Below are 17,057 nucleotides of genomic sequence, written 5' to 3'. Positions count from 1 at the left end.
GACCATGCTGCTCGTCGCCGATGTCGGAAACACGAATGTTGTCTTCGCCCTGTTCGAACGGGACGGGAAGGGCGGACGCACGATCCGTACCCGCTGGCGGATCGCTACCGATCCGCGCCGCACCGGCGACGAATACGCGGTCTGGCTGCTCCAGCTGCTCCAGATCGAGGGTTATGGCCGCGAGGACGTGAAGCAGTTCATCATCGGCTCGGTGGTGCCCCGCGCGGTCCACAATTTGACCGTGCTCGCGAACAAATATTTCGACGTCGAACCGATCGTCGCAGGAGCGGGCGAGGAAGGCTGGGGGATCGAGGTCGATGTCGAGGAGCCGCGCTCGCTCGGCGCCGATCGCGCGCTCAACGCCATCGCGGCGCATGCGCGCTACGAGGGCGATCTGATCGTGATCGACTTCGGAACCGCGACCACTCTCGACGCGATCGATTTCACCGGTGCCTATAAGGGCGGCATCATCGCCGCCGGCATCAATCTCTCCCTGGACGCTCTGGTGGGGAACACCGCCAAGCTTCCGCGCATTGCCATAGAGAAGCCACGCAGTGACAGCGTCATCGGACGCAACACCGAGGATCAGATGCTGATCGGCGTATTCTGGGGCTACATTGCCATGATCGAAGGACTTGTTACGCGTATGAAAGCGGAAATCGGAAGACCCTGCAAAGTGGTCGCCACCGGCGGGCTCGCCGTCCTGTTCGACGAACACACCGGGCTGTTCGATCATGTCGACGGCGAGCTGACGCTCGAGGGTCTGGCCATTCTTGCGGATCGGCACGGCTCTTGAAAAAGGATTTCACCCCCGAAGACGAATTGCTCTTCCTCGCGCTCGGCGGTTCGGGCGAGATCGGCATGAACGTCAATCTCTACGGCTGCCGCGGGCGCTGGCTGATGGTCGATCTGGGAATGACCTTTTCCGGCGGGCAATATCCCGGCGTCGATCTGGTCTTCGCCGATCTCGATTTCATCGAGCAGCGCGCCGATACGCTCGACGGCATCGTCCTGACCCATGCGCATGAAGACCATATCGGCGCGATCCCCTATTTCGCAGCGGAGCTCGGGGTCCCGCTATACGCGACGCCCTTCACCGCCGACCTCATCCGCCGCAAACTCGAGGAAGCGGGGCTCGTCGACGAGATCGAACTCAACATCATCGATCACGACCACGGCCAGTTCTCGGTCGGGGCGTTCGACGTCACCTATATTCCGCTTTCGCACTCGATCGCCGAGGGCAATGCGCTGCTGATCGAGACCCCGCACGGCACCGTGTTCCACACCGGCGACTGGAAGCTCGACGATGACCCGATCGTCGGCGTGCCGACCACCGAGGAAGAGCTGCGCGAGATAGGCGACGAGGGCGTCCTCGCGATGGTCTGCGACAGCACCAATGTCTTCAATCCGAATCCGAGCGGATCGGAAGGCGCGGTCTATCGCGGTCTGCTCGAGGAAGCGCGCAAGCATTCGGGGCGCCGGATACTGGTCACCACCTTCGCCAGCAACGTCGCACGGCTGCACACGCTGGGCGAAGTGGCGCGCGAGACCGGGCGCCAGCTCTGCGTCGCCGGGCGTTCACTCGACCGCATCATCGAAGTCGCGCAGGACAATGGCTATCTGCAGGACATGCCCAAGCCGATCGATTTCAACACCGCCATGGGGCTGCCTCGCGGCGAGGTGCTGATCATCGCCACCGGGGGGCAGGGCGAACCGCGCGCCGCGCTCGCCCGTATCGCCGAGGGCAACCATCAGATCGAACTGACCGCGGGCGACGTGATCCTGTTCTCCAGCCGCCAGATCCCGGGCAATGAAGTCGCGATCGGTGCGATCCAGAACAAGCTCGCGGAGAGCGGGATCGTGCTGGTAAGCGGCCGCGAAGGGGCGATCCATGTCTCCGGTCACCCCGGACGCCCCGAGCTCGAGGCACTGTACGAGTGGCTCCAGCCCGAGATTCTCGTGCCGGTCCATGGCGAGGTGCGCCATATGCAGGAACAGGCGCGGCTCGGCCGCGCGCGCGGCATCCCGCATTCGGTCTATCAGAAGAATGGCGACATGGTCCGCCTAGCGCCCGGGAAGCCCGGCAAGATCGGCGAGGTTCGCTCCGGCAGGCTCGTTCTCGATGGCGACATCATTCTGGCTGCCGATGGCGATGTGATCACGATGCGCCGCCGCATCGCGCTCGACGGTGTGCTGATCGTCGCGCTCGACGATCGCCTCCAGCCGCGGATCGAAGGCGTCGGTCTGCCGCTGGATGAGGATTACGACGCCTTCGTCGCCGAGGCGGAAGCGGATGTGGTCAAGGCGATCGCTCGTCTCAAGGGCAAGGCCCGGCAGGATCGCCGCGATATTCACGAGGCCGCGCGGCTAGCGGCCCGGCGCGCGGCTCAGCGCTGGTCCGGCAAGAAGCCGCAAGTGCGTGTGCTGATGCCGCGCGGTGGGTGACGCAATGCAGTGGACCTCGATTGTCGCGATCTATTTCCTCGTCTGGGTGATGACGGCTTTTCTCATGCTGCCCTTCGGAGTGCGGACTCACGACGAACTCGGGGTCGAGAAGATCCCCGGACAGGCCGACAGTGCCCCGGCAAATTTCCGCCCTGGCAGACTGGCACTGCGCGCGACCGTGATCGCCGCAGCGCTAACCGCGCTGTATGTCGCCAATTACGACTTCGGGTGGATAACGGCAGACGATCTCGATTTCGTCGGGTTGGGCAGGGAAGGCTGAGCTATTCGCGCAGCCGCTCTATCGCCTGCGCCAGCGCCACATAGAGCTTGCCGATATCTGAGCTGAGCACGGTCACCCCCAGCGCGTGGCCGTCGCGCGTGGAAAGCAGCGTGCGGAGCATCGCCTCGAAATCGTGAATATAGCGGCTGACATGCTCCCGGAAATCCGGATCGGCGTCGTAGATTTCGGCGATTTCGCGGGCTTCGGTGTTGTCGAGCAGCCGCACCGCGCGCCGGGTGAAGATGCCCCGGTCGCCGCGCAGATAGGACGTCCACGCACGGTCGGTCACATCGGTCGAGAGGACCTTGCCGATATCGATGGCATTGGAATTGAGCGATTCGGTGATCAGCGCGACCCGGCGGCTAAAATCATTGTCGACCTGTTCCTCGGCCATCTCGCGCGCGCGGCTGACCCGGCTTTCCAGATTGCTCGCCAGCTCGTTCACCTTGGCCAATTGGTCGCGCAGGAACAGCGCCGCCTGGCGGCTCGCCGCGGTCGCGCGGTCGCTGGCTTGGTCGAGCGAACCGATCGCCTCGCCTGCGCGTTCTTCCACCGCGCGGTCGATAGCCGCCGCGCTCGCCTCGCCGACACGGTCGGCCAGTTTGCGGATCCGCACTGCCTGTTCGTTCTCGATCGAGAACAGCGCGCCGCGCGCCCTCTGCTCCAGTTCGGTGATGGCAGCGGTCAGTTCCTCGCGGGCTCGTTCGGCGACGGCGACGTTCTGGGTATCAACGGCATCCAGACGATCGCGCAATTCGTCGAGCGCCTCCGCCTGCTCGGAAATCGTCCCGGATAGCCGCTCGCGAAATTCGCCGATGTTCGCGATCGCGGCGCGGCTATGGCCGTCCGCCAGATCGACGGTTTCGGCGAGTGCGGTGCCGGCCTGGCTGGCCTCGTCCATCGTCGCCCGCAGTCGGTCGGTTCGCCCTTCTGCGTCCGCAAGACGGTCTTCGAAATCGGCGATAGCCACGGGCAGATCGTCCTTGGCATGCCGGGCACTGGCTTGGATCAGCTCGAGCAGGCGCACGCTGGAATCGGTAAGGCCGGCGACGGCTTGGTCGGTCCCGTCGAGCGAGCTACGGCTCTGCGCCAGCGTATCGCGCAGATTGGCGACCGCGGCAACTAAGGCATCGCCCGTCTCGCGACCTTGATCGACCACCACCCCCATTTGCAAACCGAGTTCGGCGACCCGTTCGGTGAGTGCCTCGCCTTGTTCCGCCAGCGCTCGGATATGCACTGCTTGCGTATCGCGCCTCTCGGCGAGATTGCGATCGAGCGCAGCAAGATTTTCCTCGAATGCCGCAAGGGCGCTGTCCTCGATCGCTGCGAACTCCTCTCGGCGCTCGGCAATTTGGGTGTCGAAAACTTCCTTGCGCCGGGCCAGCTTGAGATCGACATTCTCCGCCTCGGCAAGGAGCGCCTGCAGCTTTTGCTCAGAGCCTTCGATGGCCTGCGCGTCGAGCCGGGCGACTTCGGCGAGAACTGCCTTCAACCGATCATGCAACGCCTCGACCTGGCTGCGCCATGCGGACAGTGCCGCCTCTTCCCCGTCGCGGACCGCCTGGGCGGTGGCCGCAGCGTCGTCACGAAGCACGCGGAGCCGCGCGCGCCGCTCGACCAGCGCGTTGTCTTCGTCTTCGCGGTGCGCCTGCGCGAGGTCGTTCATCTCGTTCCGCAATGCGTCCGCGCGTGTCCGGATATTGGCGAGAGCATTGATCTCGCGCCCGTCGAGTTCGGTGCGGAAGGCTTCGCTTTCGGAGCGCAAAATCGTGAAGCGATCGGCAGCCGCCGCCTCGATAAGGTCGAGGCGTGCAGCGAGATCGTCGAGCGTACCATCGATCCGTTCGCGCAGCGATCCCACCTGCCGCTCGCTCGCCTCGCCGAACTCGTTCAGTCGCGCAAAACCCGAGACCAGCTCGTCGAGCTGTGCAGTGGCGGTGCGTCCCGCGCTGCCGATCTGGTTCGAGACATCGCGCGCCGAAGTGGCGATCACCGGAAGATTGTCGCGGAGTTTGGCCATGTTCTCCATGGCCGTGGTGCTGACGCTAGCGATCGCATCGACCTGTGCGCCATTGTCCTGGACCAGTTCCTGCAACCGTCCTGCATGTTCGGAAATTCGCTCGCTCGCCGAACGACCGAGGAATTCCAGCTCTCTGCTCTGGGTGGTGAGGAAATCGCGCGCCATGCTCAGTTCGCGGTTGATTCGGTGCAGCCGCTCCTCGAGCCGTTCCGATTCCAGCGAGAGTACGCGCGCGGCATCGCCGAAACGGTTCGCTTCGCGAGAGGAGCTGCGCATGGCCAGCAACCAGATACCGATCACCAGCAACACCGGCACGGCCCAGGCGGTGATCCAGCCGATAAATTGCTGCGGCGTAGCTCCCCCGAGGATGTCCGCCCGGTTGGCCCAGCCGAAGAAGGCCGTCCAGCCGAGGATGATGAGTATCGCCGCGGCGGGGATAGCCCAGGAATAGCTGCGCCTTGCAGGTGTATCCTCTACCCAATCCAGCTCGTCTGCGACGGCATACTCTTCCTGAAGAGCGGTGCTTTGAGCCTCGCCGTCGAGTTGCGTTTCACGGGGCCGATCGATCTCTTCCCCCTCCACGGCGCGAATATGCGGTCCTGTGCTCATACGAGAAACTACCACACCTGCTTCCCGGTTAAACCCTGTTTTAACCACGGGGTGCCAAGGGGAGCCATGGCATTTCAATCCGGGCCCTTCGAAGCCGCTCTGGCTACCGCTGCAGGTGAAGACGCAGCGCTCCAGCGCGAACTCAAGGCCGGCTTCCTTGACAGCGCCGAACGCCAACTCGATCTCATGCGCCGTTCGCGCTGCGACGCGAATTGGGAGATGGCGGCGAGGCGGCTACACGCGCTGGCTGGCGGATTTCATGCGACGCAACTCATGGGTATCGCCCAGATGGCGGTTGGCGCAGTACCCGGCGATCCTGCGGTCTTGCGCGAAATCCATACGCATCTGGGCGAAATCCGGGGTTAGGCTACCGGCTGAAGGCGCATTGGGATTTGGCAGGCGGTGCGCTTGCCCCTATCCTTGGCGAATTCATACCAATCTTGGAAACCCGCCACCTTTGCGCATCGCCATCCTGACCGCTCTTGCCGAGGATCCCGACCACAAGGGACGAAAGCGCGCGTTCCGGATCTTCGCCGGGCGCTCGATCCTTTCGCATCAGCTCGATTGCGCGATCGATCTCGGCTGCGAGAGCGTTGTGTGCCTAGTCGGCGGACTGGGGCAGGACGTTATCGCCTGCCAGCACCGCGCGGAAGCCGCGGGGGTGCGCTTTCAGGCGATCGAAGATCTGCGCCGCTTATCCGGCCTGGTCAAAGCGGATGACGATATTTTCGTGATCGCCGACGGACTGCTCCCCGCCGCCGAGGAGGCCGTCCGGCTGCTGAACGAGCGCTCTGGGGTGCTGACCCTTCCGGTCGATCCGGCCCTGGGCTTCGGGTTCGAGCGGATCGATGGCCAATGCGCCTGGGCGGGTATGCTGCGGACGCGGGGCCAATCCGTGGAGCGGCTGTCCGATCTGCCGCCCGACGCCGCAGCTGCCTCGGCACTGCTGCGCATCGCGCTGCAAGCCGGGACACGGCAGACGGCGCTCGACCCTGCGCTGCTCCTGAACGGCGACTGGCTGCTGCGCGCCGATTCCCCGACGCTGCTCGAGCGCGAGAAGCGCTGGATCGCCGGTCGGGTTTCGCCCGTATCATTCGCAGCCCCCGGACTGGCGACGGCGGAGCGGATCGGCGCCCGGCTCGGGCGCGATATCGTCGGCACCCGGCTCGAGCGGGTCCCCCTGTTCGCTGCCGTGGGAGCAGGCGTGCTGGCCGCTCTGCTGGCGACGATCGGGAAACCACTGGTGGCGCTGGCGCTGGGAACGGCGATGGCCGTGCTGCTGCCGATTGCTGGCGTGATACAGCGGCTCGGAAGGGCCCCGCGCAATCGCACCAGGCGCTTCGGGGTCGACGCAGCTTTGCGAGCCGGCGCCGACCTGCTGCTCGTTGCGCTGATTGCATTGACCATGCCGGTCGAGGGTTCCGCCTGGCTGCGCCTGTTCGTGCCCACAATCCTGTTCGGCCTGCTGCGGCTCGGCGAGCAACTCGCGCTCGATTCTGAGCCTCGGGGGAGCTTTGCCAGCTGGCGGGCCCTCTATGCCGACCGGATCTTGCTCCTCGCGCTTGTTCTGCCTGCGGCATTTTTCGGTCTTGCGCAGCTCCTCTGCGCCGTCCTTTCGTTGCTTGTTCTCGGCTCGCTCTTCTTCCGCGACGAGGAGGAGCGCGGGCTAACAGTGGATTAACCACGCCATGCTACGCGCAACCCATGATCGAACCCCATCCGATGGCTGAAACCGCCTGGCCCGAAGGCGACGCGCTGCGCCTCGCACTGGCGCGGGGCGACCGGGCGCTGGACCGGATCGGTCCGATTCTCGGGCATCTGCTGTCCGCGCGCGACCAGTCGCTGTTCAGTGATGCCATCGTCGCGCGGGTCCGCGGGATGCTCATCAATCTCGCCCGGCAGGTCCTGCGCGTCCAGGCGGAGGCGACGGGGCAGAAGGGTCGCGAGCAGTTCGCCGACGAACATGGCGAGGCACTGGCCGAGAATTTCTTCTCCAGTCCGCTGCTGGTCGCACATTGCCATGCGCTCGCGCTGGAATGGCGTTTGGCCTCGGGTCTGGAAGAGGAGGGCGCCCTCGATCCCGTGCTGTCGCCCCTCATGCAGACGCTGATCGGACACGAGGACACGCAGATCGCCAGCGCCGCCATGGCCGCGCTTGCGGCGCAGGCGCGTTTCGCGCAGGCGCAGCGGCGTATGGAAATGCCGATCGCGGAACTTCCCGGCGATCTGCTGCACGAAGCGCTTCTGGCCTGGCGTGTATTCAACCGCAACGAACGCTCCGATGCGCTGACCCGCGCCGAAAGCAAGCTGCGCGCGGAGTTCGACGAGGGAGCGGGGCGGCTGTCGCTGCTCGACCGGCTTGTCACTACCTTGGGATCGGGCGCCAATGCGGCGCTGGCGATCGACCATGGCGGAGTCGCGCTGTTCCTCTCCGCACTGGCGCTGCGCTCGGGGCAAAGCCGCGACATCGTCGCGCTCGCCACCAACGAGCAACAGGCAGCACGCCTGGCACTGAGCTTGCGCGCGGCAGGTCTCAAGCCGCAGGAAGTGGAAGCGCAACTGCTGCGTATCCATCCTCACGACTTGCCGCCCCAGGGTCTCGACCAGATAGGCACTCGCGAAGCCGCGCACTTGCTTGCGCAGAGCATGCCGCTGGGCACCGGCCGGGGAGGGGTCTGAGCGATGGCGACGCTGGGGACACGATATCTGGCGCATGGCACGGTCGATGCCGAGGGCCGTCTGGCCACGGCCGAGGAACCGCTTGCAGGACTGCAGCGCGCCTGTGGAGGCGAGATCGGCGGAACGGTGGCCATCCCCGAACTGCTTGCTTTGGTGACGAAGGCGCAGCGCTACGGCCTGCGGTTGGCGCGGCAGTTCCGTGCGATCGATGGCGAGGAGCGGATCACAGCCTGGGTGGAAATCGAACCCACCACCGCGGCAGATGGCGCGGCGACCGGCTGCCAACTCGCGATCGTCTCGTGGCAGACCGAGGATCTGCCGCCCGAAGACGAAGTCGAAGCGGCCCGGCGGCGCAGCGAGATCGCGCGCAACCTGTCCGATCTCACTGCGCGGCTCGATCCCGATCAGCAAGTGCTTTCGGTCCAGGTCGAGGCACCCGATCTCACTCGCCTCGAGCTGGCGATGCTGGCGGGGATCGGACGGCCATGGACCGATTTTGTCGACTTTCCCGGCAATACCCACCGCCAGCCGCTGCACTGGCGGCTGCTCGATGGCGCGGAATGCACGGTCGAAGGCTCCAAGCGCAGCTGGACTGCGCATCTCGAGCCGCTCGGTCAGCCTGATCCGGGAAGCGCAGGCTTTGTACTTCACCTCTCGGCTAACAAGCCGCTGGGCTTGCAGGAACTGGAACTCGGCCGGACGACCACTCCCGATGCCCCCTCGCTGGGCCGCGACATTTCGCCGGTACTGCGCCAGCCGATCAACCGCATCATCGCCAATGCCGAAACCATCCGCACCAAGCTCGCGGGGCCGCTGGCCGAGGAATATAGCGATTACGCCGCCGACATCGCCACCGCGGGCCAGCATCTGCTGTCGCTGATCGACGACCTGTCGGATCTCGAGGTGGTCGAGTCGGAGGATTTCGTCACCGCGCCCGACCGGATCGATCTGGGCGACGTCGCACGGCAAGCGTGCGGCATTCTCGGGGTTCGCGCGCGCGAAAAGGGGACGACGCTGGTTCCGCCGGTGAAAGGCGAGAGCCAGCTGGCGATCGCCGAGTTCCGCCGCGTGCTGCAAATCCTCATCAATCTGATCAACAATGCGATCCGCTATTCGCCCGAAGGCAGTCAGGTCTGGGTCCGGCTCGACCGGATCGGTCAGCGTGCGCTGATCACGGTGGCGGACCAGGGCCACGGCATCCCCGAGGACCAGCAGGAAAAAGTGTTCGAAAAGTTCGAGCGGCTTGGCCGCAGCGGCGATGGCGGCTCGGGGCTCGGGCTCTATATCTCGCGGCGTATCGCCCGAGCGATGGACGGTGACCTGACCGTCGAAAGCGCGCCGGGACAGGGCGCCCGCTTTACCCTGTCCGTGCCCGCCGCGGAGGAATTGCGCAGCCGTCCGCGCGAGAACTCCGGGCCGGGTCCGACCGAACTGCCCGGCGCCAAGTGACATGAAAAAGGGGCGCCGAAGCGCCCCTTTCCCTTGCAGTGATTTGATCGACGCTCAGCGCTTGTCGATCGACACATAGTCCCGCTCTGTGGGGCCGGTGTAAAGCTGACGCGGACGACCGATGACCTGGCCGGGATCGGAGATCATTTCGTTCCACTGCGACACCCAGCCGACGGTGCGCGCCAGCGCGAACAGCGCGGTGAACATCGTGGTCGGGAAGCCGATCGCGGAAAGGATGATCCCGGAGTAGAAATCGACATTGGGGAACAGCTTCTTCTCGCGGAAATAATCGTCGTTGAGCGCGATCTCTTCCAACTGCATCGCGGTCTCGAAGACGGGGTCGGTGACGTTGAGCGCTTCGAAAACCTCGCGGACGGTCTTCTGCATCACCGTCGCGCGCGGGTCGTAATTCTTGTACACGCGGTGGCCGAAGCCCATCAGGCGGAACGGATCGTTCTTGTCCTTGGCCCGCTCGATATAGTGCGGAATGCGGTCGGGAGTGCCGATTTCCTTGAGCATGTTGAGCGCCGCCTCGTTGGCGCCGCCATGCGCCGGACCCCACAGGCAGGCGATGCCGGCGGCGATGCAGGCGAAGGGGTTGGCACCCGACGAACCCGCCAGGCGCACGGTCGAGGTCGAGGCGTTCTGCTCGTGATCGGCATGGAGGATGAATATCCGGTCCATCGCCTTCTCCACCGCCGGATGCAGTTCATATTCCTCGGCGGGGACGCCGAAGGTCATGCGCATGAAATTGCCGGTGTAGCTGAGCGAATTGTCGGGCTGCAGGAAGGGCTGGCCGATCGAGTATTTATAGGCCCAGGCTGCGATGGTGGGCATCTTGGCGATCAAACGATGCGAGCTGATCTTGCGATGCTCGGGATCCGAAATGTCGGTGCTGTCGTGATAAAAGGCCGAGAGCGCGCCAACGACGCCGCACATGATCGCCATCGGATGCGCATCGCGCCGGAAGCCCTGATAGAATTGGCGAAGCTGATCGTGCAGCATGGTGTGCCGCGTGATCGTGTAGTCGAAATCGTCGAGCTCGGTCTGGCTGGGCAGTTCGCCGTTGAGCAGAAGGTAGGAAACTTCCATGAAGCTGGAACTCTCGGCTAGCTGCCCGATCGGGTAGCCGCGGTGAAGCAGCACGCCTTCCTCGCCATCGATGAAGGTCAGCGCGCTTTCGCAGCTGGCGGTCGATTTGTAGCCGGGATCGAAGGTGAACTTGCCGGTCGAGCCATAAAGCTTGCGGATATCGACCACGTCGGGTCCGCAACTGCCCTGCAGCACGGGAAAGTCTACGCTGTCGCTGCCGATTTCGAGTTTGGCCTGGGTGTCGGTCATCGTGGCTCCTTGGACTGTTAGCCGTTGTCTGCGGTACCTGCGGGATCGGCGGCCTGCGCGTCGATGCGCGCCAGCGCCTCATCCTTCCCCAACAGGACCAATACGTCGAAAATGCCCGGGGATGTGGTCGTCCCGGTGAGCGCAGCGCGCATGGGCTGAGCGAGCTTGCCGAGCCCGATATCGAGGCGTTCGGCGAGCGCCTTGGTAGTGGCCTCGAGGGTCTCGATTGTCCAGTCATTTTCCGCGCGCAAAGCCGCGGAAACAGCACCCAATCGCTCGCGGCCGTCGGCGTCGAGCAAGGACGCTGCCTTGTCGGTGATTGCGAGCGGACGGACGGCGAACAGAAATGCAGCGCCCTCGGCCAGCTCGCCCAAATGCTTCGCCCGAGGCTTCAGCACCGGCATGGCGCGCGTCAGCAGTTCCAGGTCCGCCTCGGGTCCGATACGTTCCGCAACCAGCGCCGCTAGCCGCGCGTCGTCTGCCTCGCGGATATAATGCCCGTTGAGGTTCTGCAGCTTCTTGATGTCGAAACGCGAGGCGCTCTTGCCGACACCCGCGAGATCGAACAGCTCGACCGCTTCGTCGCGGGTGATCTCCTCGCGGTCGCCGTGACCCCAGCCGAGCCGCAGCAGGTAGTTGAACAGCGCCTCGGGAAGCACGCCCTCTTCGTCGCGGTAAGCCTCGACCCCGACCGCGCCGTGCCGCTTGGAAAGCTTGGCGCCATCGGCCCCGTGGATCAGCGGCACATGGGCATAGACCGGCTGGGGCCAGCCACCCTCGATCGCGTCCATCGCATGATAGATCGGCAACTGGCGGAAGGCGTTGTTGAGATGGTCGTCGCCGCGGATGACATGGGTCACGCCCATGTCGTGATCGTCGACCACCACCGCGAGCATATAGGTCGGGTTGCCATCGGCGCGCAGCAGGATGTAATCGTCGATCTCGACATTCTGCACGGTCACGCGGCCTTGCACCGCATCGTCGATCGCGGTCTCGCCCGCGGCCGGGGTCTTGAGCCGGACGGTGTAGGGTGCGCCCTCGGGCGCCTCGCCGGGATCGCGGTCGCGCCAGCGACCGTCGTAGCGCATCGGTTGCTTGGCGGCGCGCTGCTCGGCGCGCATCGTTTCCAGCTCCTCGGAGCTGGCGAAGCATTTGTAGGCGTGTCCGCCCTCGAGCAGCGCCAGCGCGACCGCGCGATGGCGATCGGCGCGCTGCGACTGAAAGACCGGCGCTTCGTCGTAATCGAGGCCGAGCCAGTCGAGCCCTTCGAGGATCTTGTCGATCGCGTCCTGCGTCGAGCGCTTGGCGTCGGTATCCTCGATCCGGAGCAGCGCCTTGCCGCCGTGGTGGCGGGCGAACAGCCAGTTGAACAGCGCGGTGCGCGCGCCGCCGATGTGCAGGAAGCCGGTGGGCGAGGGGGCGAAGCGCGTCACGACCTGTTGTCCTGTCGCGATGCTATCGCTTGCCATCGTCTCTCGTTTCCCTTCAAATGTCTGCATGGCGACGCCGACAGCGCCGGAGGTGCCGCATCCGGGGGCCGGGGGGCCGAGCGATGCTGCAGTGCAGCGCCCATGGCGCAAGCGGCTCTGCATGTCCAGAGTTGGCGACGCCGCAGAGGCTTTCCTCACCGATGCGGGATTCGACCGGGGGCCGTGGCTTACCGTGGGTTTCGCCGGCGGGATCGGAGCCTGGTTCCTGCTCGACAACGCGCTGCAGTGGGTCGGATTTCTCACGCTCTGCGCAGGGGGCGCCGGGGCCGCGATCGCAGCGTGGCGCGCTCGCGAGGACCGGATCCGCCTGCTGGTCACGGTTGTCGCGCTCTGCCTCATGCTCGCCGCGGGCATGACCACGATCTGGGCCCGATCGGAAATGGTCGGAGCACCCGCCATCGACCACCCGCAGATGATGCAACTCGACGCCCGGATTCTCTCGCGCGACGAACAGCCGGCCGAGGATCGTGTCCGTCTGGTCCTTGCCGCGCGTCATCCGGAAACGGCACGGGCGATGAAGGTGCGGGTCAACGTCCCGGTGGCGCGCGACGACCCCTCCTTCACCGAAGGTGCGCGGATCCGCTTGCGCGCCAGGCTGATGCCACCCGCACCGCCGATCCTGCCGGGGACCTACGATTTTGCCCGCGCCGCCTGGTTCGAGGGTCTGGCCGCGACGGGATCGCTGGCGGGCGATATCGAACTGGTCGAGCCGGCGAGCGAAGGCGACGCGCTGGCGGCGGCGCAGCGACGGCTCAGCGCGCATGTCCGCGCGCGGCTGGATGGTTCGCCCGGTTCGATCGCGGCTGCTTTCGCCAGCGGGGACCGCGGCTCGATCGCCGAAGAGGACGACATCGCGATGCGCGATTCGGGGCTCTATCACCTGCTTTCGATCAGCGGCGTGCATGTCAGCGCGGTCATCGCCGCCGCCTATTTCCTGGCGATGAAACTGCTCGCGCTCTGGCCGTGGCTGGTCTTGCGGGTGCGACTGCCACTGGTGGCCGCCGCGATTGGGGCGCTGGCGGGGATCGGCTACACGCTGTTGACCGGTGCCGAAGTGCCGACGGTGCGCAGCTGCGTCGCAGCTTTGCTGGTTCTGCTGGCAATCAGCCTCGGGCGCGAGGCGCTGTCGATGCGGATGGTCGCGGTGGCGGGGTTCGGGGTCCTGCTGCTGTGGCCCGAGGCTCTGGTCGGGCCGAGCTTCCAGATGAGCTTCTCCGCGGTGATCGCGATCGTCGCGTTGAGCGGTGCGGGCTGGGTGAAGCGCTTCCTCGCCGCGCGCGAGGAAAGCTGGTTCGCCCGGACGGGGCGCCGCGCCGCGATCCTGTTCCTCACCGGGCTGCTGATCGAATTCGCGCTGATGCCGGTGGTGCTATTTCATTTCCACCGCGCCGGAATCTACGGAGCCTTCGCCAATGTAGTCGGCATTCCGCTGGTGACCTTTGTTACCATGCCGGCTCTGGCGCTGGCGCTATTGCTCGATCTCGCCGGGCTCGGCGGGCCGGTCTGGTGGGTCGTGGGGACCTCGCTCGAATTGCTGCTGGCTCTGGCGCGCGCGGTGGCCGAACAACCCGGCGCGGTGAAGCTGATTCCGCAGATGCGGCTGGGCACGCTGCTGACGATCCTCGCCGGACTTGCCTGGCTGGCGCTGTGGCGGGGCAGGGCGCGGGCATGGGGGCTGGTTCCGGTGGTGCTGGGCGCGGCGATGTTCCTCGCGGCGCCTAAGGCCGACCTGCTGATCACCCGGGACGGGCGCCACGTCGGGATCGTCGGAGAAGACGAGCGGTTGCTGGTCCTGCGCGAAAGCCGGAGCTCCTACGCTCGCGACAATCTGCTGGAGATGGCAGGGTCGGCGGGCGAAGTGGTTCCGCTCGACCGCTGGCCGGGAGCGCAATGCACCCCCGAATTCTGCGCGATCACGCTGCGACGCGGGGACCGCAGTTGGCATGTCCTCATGGCGCGGGGGCGCGACATGGTCGAGGAGCGCGCGCTGGCCGCAGCCTGCGACCGCGCGCATATCGTCGTCGCAGAGCGGCATCTGCCGCGCAGCTGCCGTCCGTTGTGGCTCAAGGCAGATCGGCGGTTCCTCGAACGCGAGGGCGGGACGCTTGTCTATCTGGGAACCGGTGAAGTCCGCACAGTGGCGCAAGGACAAGGCGAACACGGCTGGTGGCGAGGTCAGCGCAATTGACGGCGCCGCTACTAAGCGTGGCGGCTGCTTCTCGCTCGATGGCCACTGAGTCTTCGTCATGCCTATCCAACGGCGCAGACAGTAGCAATCATGCGACCTCGGGTTGGAATCGCGCTTTGCTCACGTTTTGCGGACCAATGACCTAGCGGATTGGTCGGAAGACAGCTTCGGCGTTCCGGATCCTGCCACCTGCTGTAGCTTCAATCATCCGATCCGCTCACTAGACGGGCCGATCAGATGCTCCTCTGCCACGGCCATGCAAACAAGGCATGCAAACAAGGCATGCAAACAAGGGTTGACCCGAATCGGAAAGCCACCTAGATGACCTTCCACCGACGCGGCGCTGACGGTTTCTAACCGGCTTCGCAGCAACGGTCGCCAACATAAACGGATAGCCGGTCCCCCGGTGTAAATCGGGGATACGATTGCTGTCCGCTTTATCATGTTGGTGTGCTCTTTGACATTGTTGAAATTTGATGAAGGGACATGTGGGCGACGGCGCCCGGTCCGGGGGTTTTAAGGCTCCGGATACCGGTTTAACTATGCCGATTGCCACATCCTATGCGGGTCACAGCCTGCGTAGCGATGATGCATGTTCATTCGTATCCATTACGTTTGATGTGCAGGTATCGGCTCCTTGAAGCTTATGCCTTGCCGGATTGCGGTTTACCGTGCCGGTTTGGTGTATGACACAAACTTGAGAGTTTGATCCTGGCTCAGAACGAACGCTGGCGGCATGCCTAACACATGCAAGTCGAACGAGACCTTCGGGTCTAGTGGCGCACGGGTGCGTAACGCGTGGGAACCTGCCTTTAGGTTCGGGATAACAGTTGGAAACGACTGCTAATACCGAATGATGTCTTCGGACCAAAGATTTATCGCCTTTAGATGGGCCCGCGTTGGATTAGGTAGTTGGTGGGGTAAAGGCCTACCAAGCCGACGATCCATAGCTGGTCTGAGAGGATGATCAGCCACACTGGGACTGAGACACGGCCCAGACTCCTACGGGAGGCAGCAGTGGGGAATATTGGACAATGGGCGAAAGCCTGATCCAGCAATGCCGCGTGAGTGATGAAGGCCTTAGGGTTGTAAAGCTCTTTTACTGGGGATGATAATGACAGTACCCAGAGAATAAGCTCCGGCTAACTCCGTGCCAGCAGCCGCGGTAATACGGAGGGAGCTAGCGTTGTTCGGAATTACTGGGCGTAAAGCGCGCGTAGGCGGCTTATCAAGTCAGGGGTGAAATCCCGGGGCTCAACCCCGGAACTGCCTCTGAAACTGGTAGACTAGAATACTGGAGAGGCGAGTGGAATTCCGAGTGTAGAGGTGAAATTCGTAGATATTCGGAAGAACACCAGTGGCGAAGGCGACTCGCTGGACAGTTATTGACGCTGAGGTGCGAAAGCGTGGGGAGCAAACAGGATTAGATACCCTGGTAGTCCACGCCGTAAACGATGATAACTAGCTGTCCGGGCTCTTAGAGCCTGGGTGGCGCAGCTAACGCATTAAGTTATCCGCCTGGGGAGTACGGTCGCAAGATTAAAACTCAAAGGAATTGACGGGGGCCTGCACAAGCGGTGGAGCATGTGGTTTAATTCGAAGCAACGCGCAGAACCTTACCAGCCTTTGACATCCTAGGACGACTTCTGGAGACAGATTTCTTCCCTTCGGGGACCTAGTGACAGGTGCTGCATGGCTGTCGTCAGCTCGTGTCGTGAGATGTTGGGTTAAGTCCCGCAACGAGCGCAACCCTCGTCCTTAGTTGCCATCATTCAGTTGGGCACTTTAAGGAAACTGCCGGTGATAAGCCGGAGGAAGGTGGGGATGACGTCAAGTCCTCATGGCCCTTACAGGCTGGGCTACACACGTGCTACAATGGCATCTACAGTGGGCAGCTATCACGCGAGTGTGAGCTAATCTCCAAAAGATGTCTCAGTTCGGATTGGACTCTGCAACTCGAGTCCATGAAGGCGGAATCGCTAGTAATCGCGGATCAGCATGCCGCGGTGAATACGTTCCCAGGCCTTGTACACACCGCCCGTCACACCATGGGAGTTGGATTCACCCGAAGGTGGTGCGCTAACCTGCTTGCAGGAGGCAGCCAACCACGGTGGGTTCAGCGACTGGGGTGAAGTCGTAACAAGGTAGCCGTAGGGGAACCTGCGGCTGGATCACCTCCTTTCTAAGGATTGGTACGAAAGCGCCGGAGCTAGCCTCTGGAAGTGCTTCGCACCTTTTCAAAGAAACATGCCGTCGTCCTCATGTCCTTTCATCACTGGAGAAACGCCGATCGCGAGATCGGTGTTTGCGCCTGAGCTGGCTCACGCCGCCCGCGGCTTGCCATTCGCAAGAATGGCGGCCTGCCTGGTGACGGGATGGGCCTGTAGCTCAGTTGGTTAGAGCGCACCCCTGATAAGGGTGAGGTCAGTGGTTCGAATCCACTCAGGCCCACCATCTTCTTTTGGTTACGGGGCCTTAGCTCAGCTGGGAGAGCACCTGCTTTGCAAGCAGGGGGTCATCGGTTCGATCCCGATAGGCTCCACCAGCCAAAACATT

The 17,057-nt window shown here is 64.1% G+C and carries 11 protein-coding genes, 2 tRNA genes and 1 rRNA gene; 11 read left to right on the top strand and 3 right to left on the bottom strand.

Features of this window, described 5'->3' with window-relative positions; all coding sequences use genetic code 11:
* Positions 1–4: 4 nt before the first annotated feature.
* Genes ACQ5J0_RS14500 through ACQ5J0_RS14490 form a run of 3 tightly spaced genes read left to right on the top strand, consistent with a single transcriptional unit; the run spans position 5 to position 2,725 of the window.
* The gene (locus tag ACQ5J0_RS14500) at positions 5–796 is read left to right on the top strand and encodes a type III pantothenate kinase (protein ID WP_462570132.1); all 792 of its coding nucleotides are present in this window, start codon (positions 5–7) and stop codon (positions 794–796) included.
* The gene (locus ACQ5J0_RS14495) at positions 793–2,445 is read left to right on the top strand and encodes a ribonuclease J (RefSeq protein WP_462568285.1); all 1,653 of its coding nucleotides are present in this window, start codon (positions 793–795) and stop codon (positions 2,443–2,445) included. Before ACQ5J0_RS14500 ends, ACQ5J0_RS14495 begins: the two co-directional genes overlap by 4 nt.
* Before the next feature lie 4 nt (positions 2,446–2,449).
* A complete protein-coding gene (locus ACQ5J0_RS14490) occupies positions 2,450–2,725 on the top strand; it encodes a DUF1467 family protein (RefSeq protein WP_462568284.1) in 276 nt (91 codons plus the stop codon).
* Between the two features lies 1 nt (position 2,726).
* On the opposite strand, the gene ACQ5J0_RS14485 is transcribed toward ACQ5J0_RS14490, so the two are convergent.
* Positions 2,727–5,354, bottom strand: coding sequence for a coiled-coil domain-containing protein (locus ACQ5J0_RS14485; protein WP_462568283.1), 2,628 nt, complete (start codon positions 5,352–5,354; stop codon positions 2,727–2,729).
* Between the two features lie 66 nt (positions 5,355–5,420).
* On the opposite strand from ACQ5J0_RS14485, the gene ACQ5J0_RS14480 reads away from it, so the two are divergent.
* The 4 genes from ACQ5J0_RS14480 to ACQ5J0_RS14465 all read left to right on the top strand — a co-directional run bounded on the left by ACQ5J0_RS14480 (position 5,421) and on the right by ACQ5J0_RS14465 (position 9,482).
* The gene (locus ACQ5J0_RS14480) at positions 5,421–5,720 is read left to right on the top strand and encodes an Hpt domain-containing protein (protein WP_462568282.1); all 300 of its coding nucleotides are present in this window, start codon (positions 5,421–5,423) and stop codon (positions 5,718–5,720) included.
* 91 nt (positions 5,721–5,811) lie between these two features.
* On the top strand, positions 5,812–7,035 hold the full coding sequence (locus tag ACQ5J0_RS14475; RefSeq protein WP_462568281.1) for a hypothetical protein: 1,224 nt from the start codon (positions 5,812–5,814) through the stop codon (positions 7,033–7,035).
* A 23-nt stretch (positions 7,036–7,058) separates the two neighbouring features.
* A complete protein-coding gene (locus tag ACQ5J0_RS14470) occupies positions 7,059–8,033 on the top strand; it encodes a hypothetical protein (RefSeq protein WP_462568280.1) in 975 nt (324 codons plus the stop codon).
* Between the two features lie 3 nt (positions 8,034–8,036).
* Positions 8,037–9,482: a sensor histidine kinase gene (locus ACQ5J0_RS14465; protein ID WP_462568279.1), complete on the top strand. Its 1,446-nt coding sequence runs from the start codon at positions 8,037–8,039 to the stop codon at positions 9,480–9,482.
* A 54-nt stretch (positions 9,483–9,536) separates the two neighbouring features.
* Here the strand turns inward: ACQ5J0_RS14465 and ACQ5J0_RS14460 are convergent, their stop codons facing one another.
* Both ACQ5J0_RS14460 and gltX read right to left on the bottom strand, forming a co-directional pair.
* Positions 9,537–10,823 (bottom strand): citrate synthase, encoded by a 1,287-nt coding sequence (locus tag ACQ5J0_RS14460; protein ID WP_462568278.1) that lies wholly within the window; start codon positions 10,821–10,823, stop codon positions 9,537–9,539.
* Between the two features lie 17 nt (positions 10,824–10,840).
* Positions 10,841–12,292, bottom strand: a complete 1,452-nt coding sequence (gene gltX / locus ACQ5J0_RS14455; protein ID WP_462568277.1) for a glutamate--tRNA ligase — start codon at positions 12,290–12,292, stop codon at positions 10,841–10,843.
* Positions 12,293–12,320: 28 nt separating this feature from the next.
* Here gltX and ACQ5J0_RS14450 point away from each other — a divergent pair, with 28 nt between their 5' ends.
* The 4 genes from ACQ5J0_RS14450 (at position 12,321) to ACQ5J0_RS14435 (ending at position 17,046) form a co-directional block, all read left to right on the top strand.
* Positions 12,321–14,501, top strand: coding sequence for a ComEC/Rec2 family competence protein (locus ACQ5J0_RS14450; protein WP_462568276.1), 2,181 nt, complete (start codon positions 12,321–12,323; stop codon positions 14,499–14,501).
* 693 nt (positions 14,502–15,194) lie between these two features.
* A 16S ribosomal RNA gene (locus ACQ5J0_RS14445) occupies positions 15,195–16,683 on the top strand.
* A gap of 195 nt (positions 16,684–16,878) precedes the next feature.
* A tRNA-Ile gene (locus ACQ5J0_RS14440) sits at positions 16,879–16,955 on the top strand.
* A 15-nt stretch (positions 16,956–16,970) separates the two neighbouring features.
* Positions 16,971–17,046, top strand: a tRNA-Ala gene (locus tag ACQ5J0_RS14435).
* Positions 17,047–17,057: the final 11 nt, after the last annotated feature.

Source organism: Qipengyuania sp. SM2512 (assembly GCF_054954005.1).
The sequence above is the reverse complement of the archived record's forward strand: the minus strand, read 5'-3'. Positions and strand labels throughout refer to the sequence as shown.

Coding starts and splice junctions, on each gene's coding strand:
- ACQ5J0_RS14500 (WP_462570132.1), top strand. CDS start 5: ATGCTGCTCGTCGCCGATGTCGGAAACACGAATGTTGTCTTCGCCCTG.
- ACQ5J0_RS14490 (WP_462568284.1), top strand. CDS start 2,450: ATGCAGTGGACCTCGATTGTCGCGATCTATTTCCTCGTCTGGGTGATG.
- ACQ5J0_RS14485 (WP_462568283.1), bottom strand. CDS start 5,354: ATGAGCACAGGACCGCATATTCGCGCCGTGGAGGGGGAAGAGATCGAT.
- ACQ5J0_RS14480 (WP_462568282.1), top strand. CDS start 5,421: ATGGCATTTCAATCCGGGCCCTTCGAAGCCGCTCTGGCTACCGCTGCA.
- ACQ5J0_RS14470 (WP_462568280.1), top strand. CDS start 7,059: ATGATCGAACCCCATCCGATGGCTGAAACCGCCTGGCCCGAAGGCGAC.
- ACQ5J0_RS14465 (WP_462568279.1), top strand. CDS start 8,037: ATGGCGACGCTGGGGACACGATATCTGGCGCATGGCACGGTCGATGCC.
- ACQ5J0_RS14460 (WP_462568278.1), bottom strand. CDS start 10,823: ATGACCGACACCCAGGCCAAACTCGAAATCGGCAGCGACAGCGTAGAC.
- gltX (WP_462568277.1), bottom strand. CDS start 12,292: ATGGCAAGCGATAGCATCGCGACAGGACAACAGGTCGTGACGCGCTTC.
- ACQ5J0_RS14450 (WP_462568276.1), top strand. CDS start 12,321: ATGGCGACGCCGACAGCGCCGGAGGTGCCGCATCCGGGGGCCGGGGGG.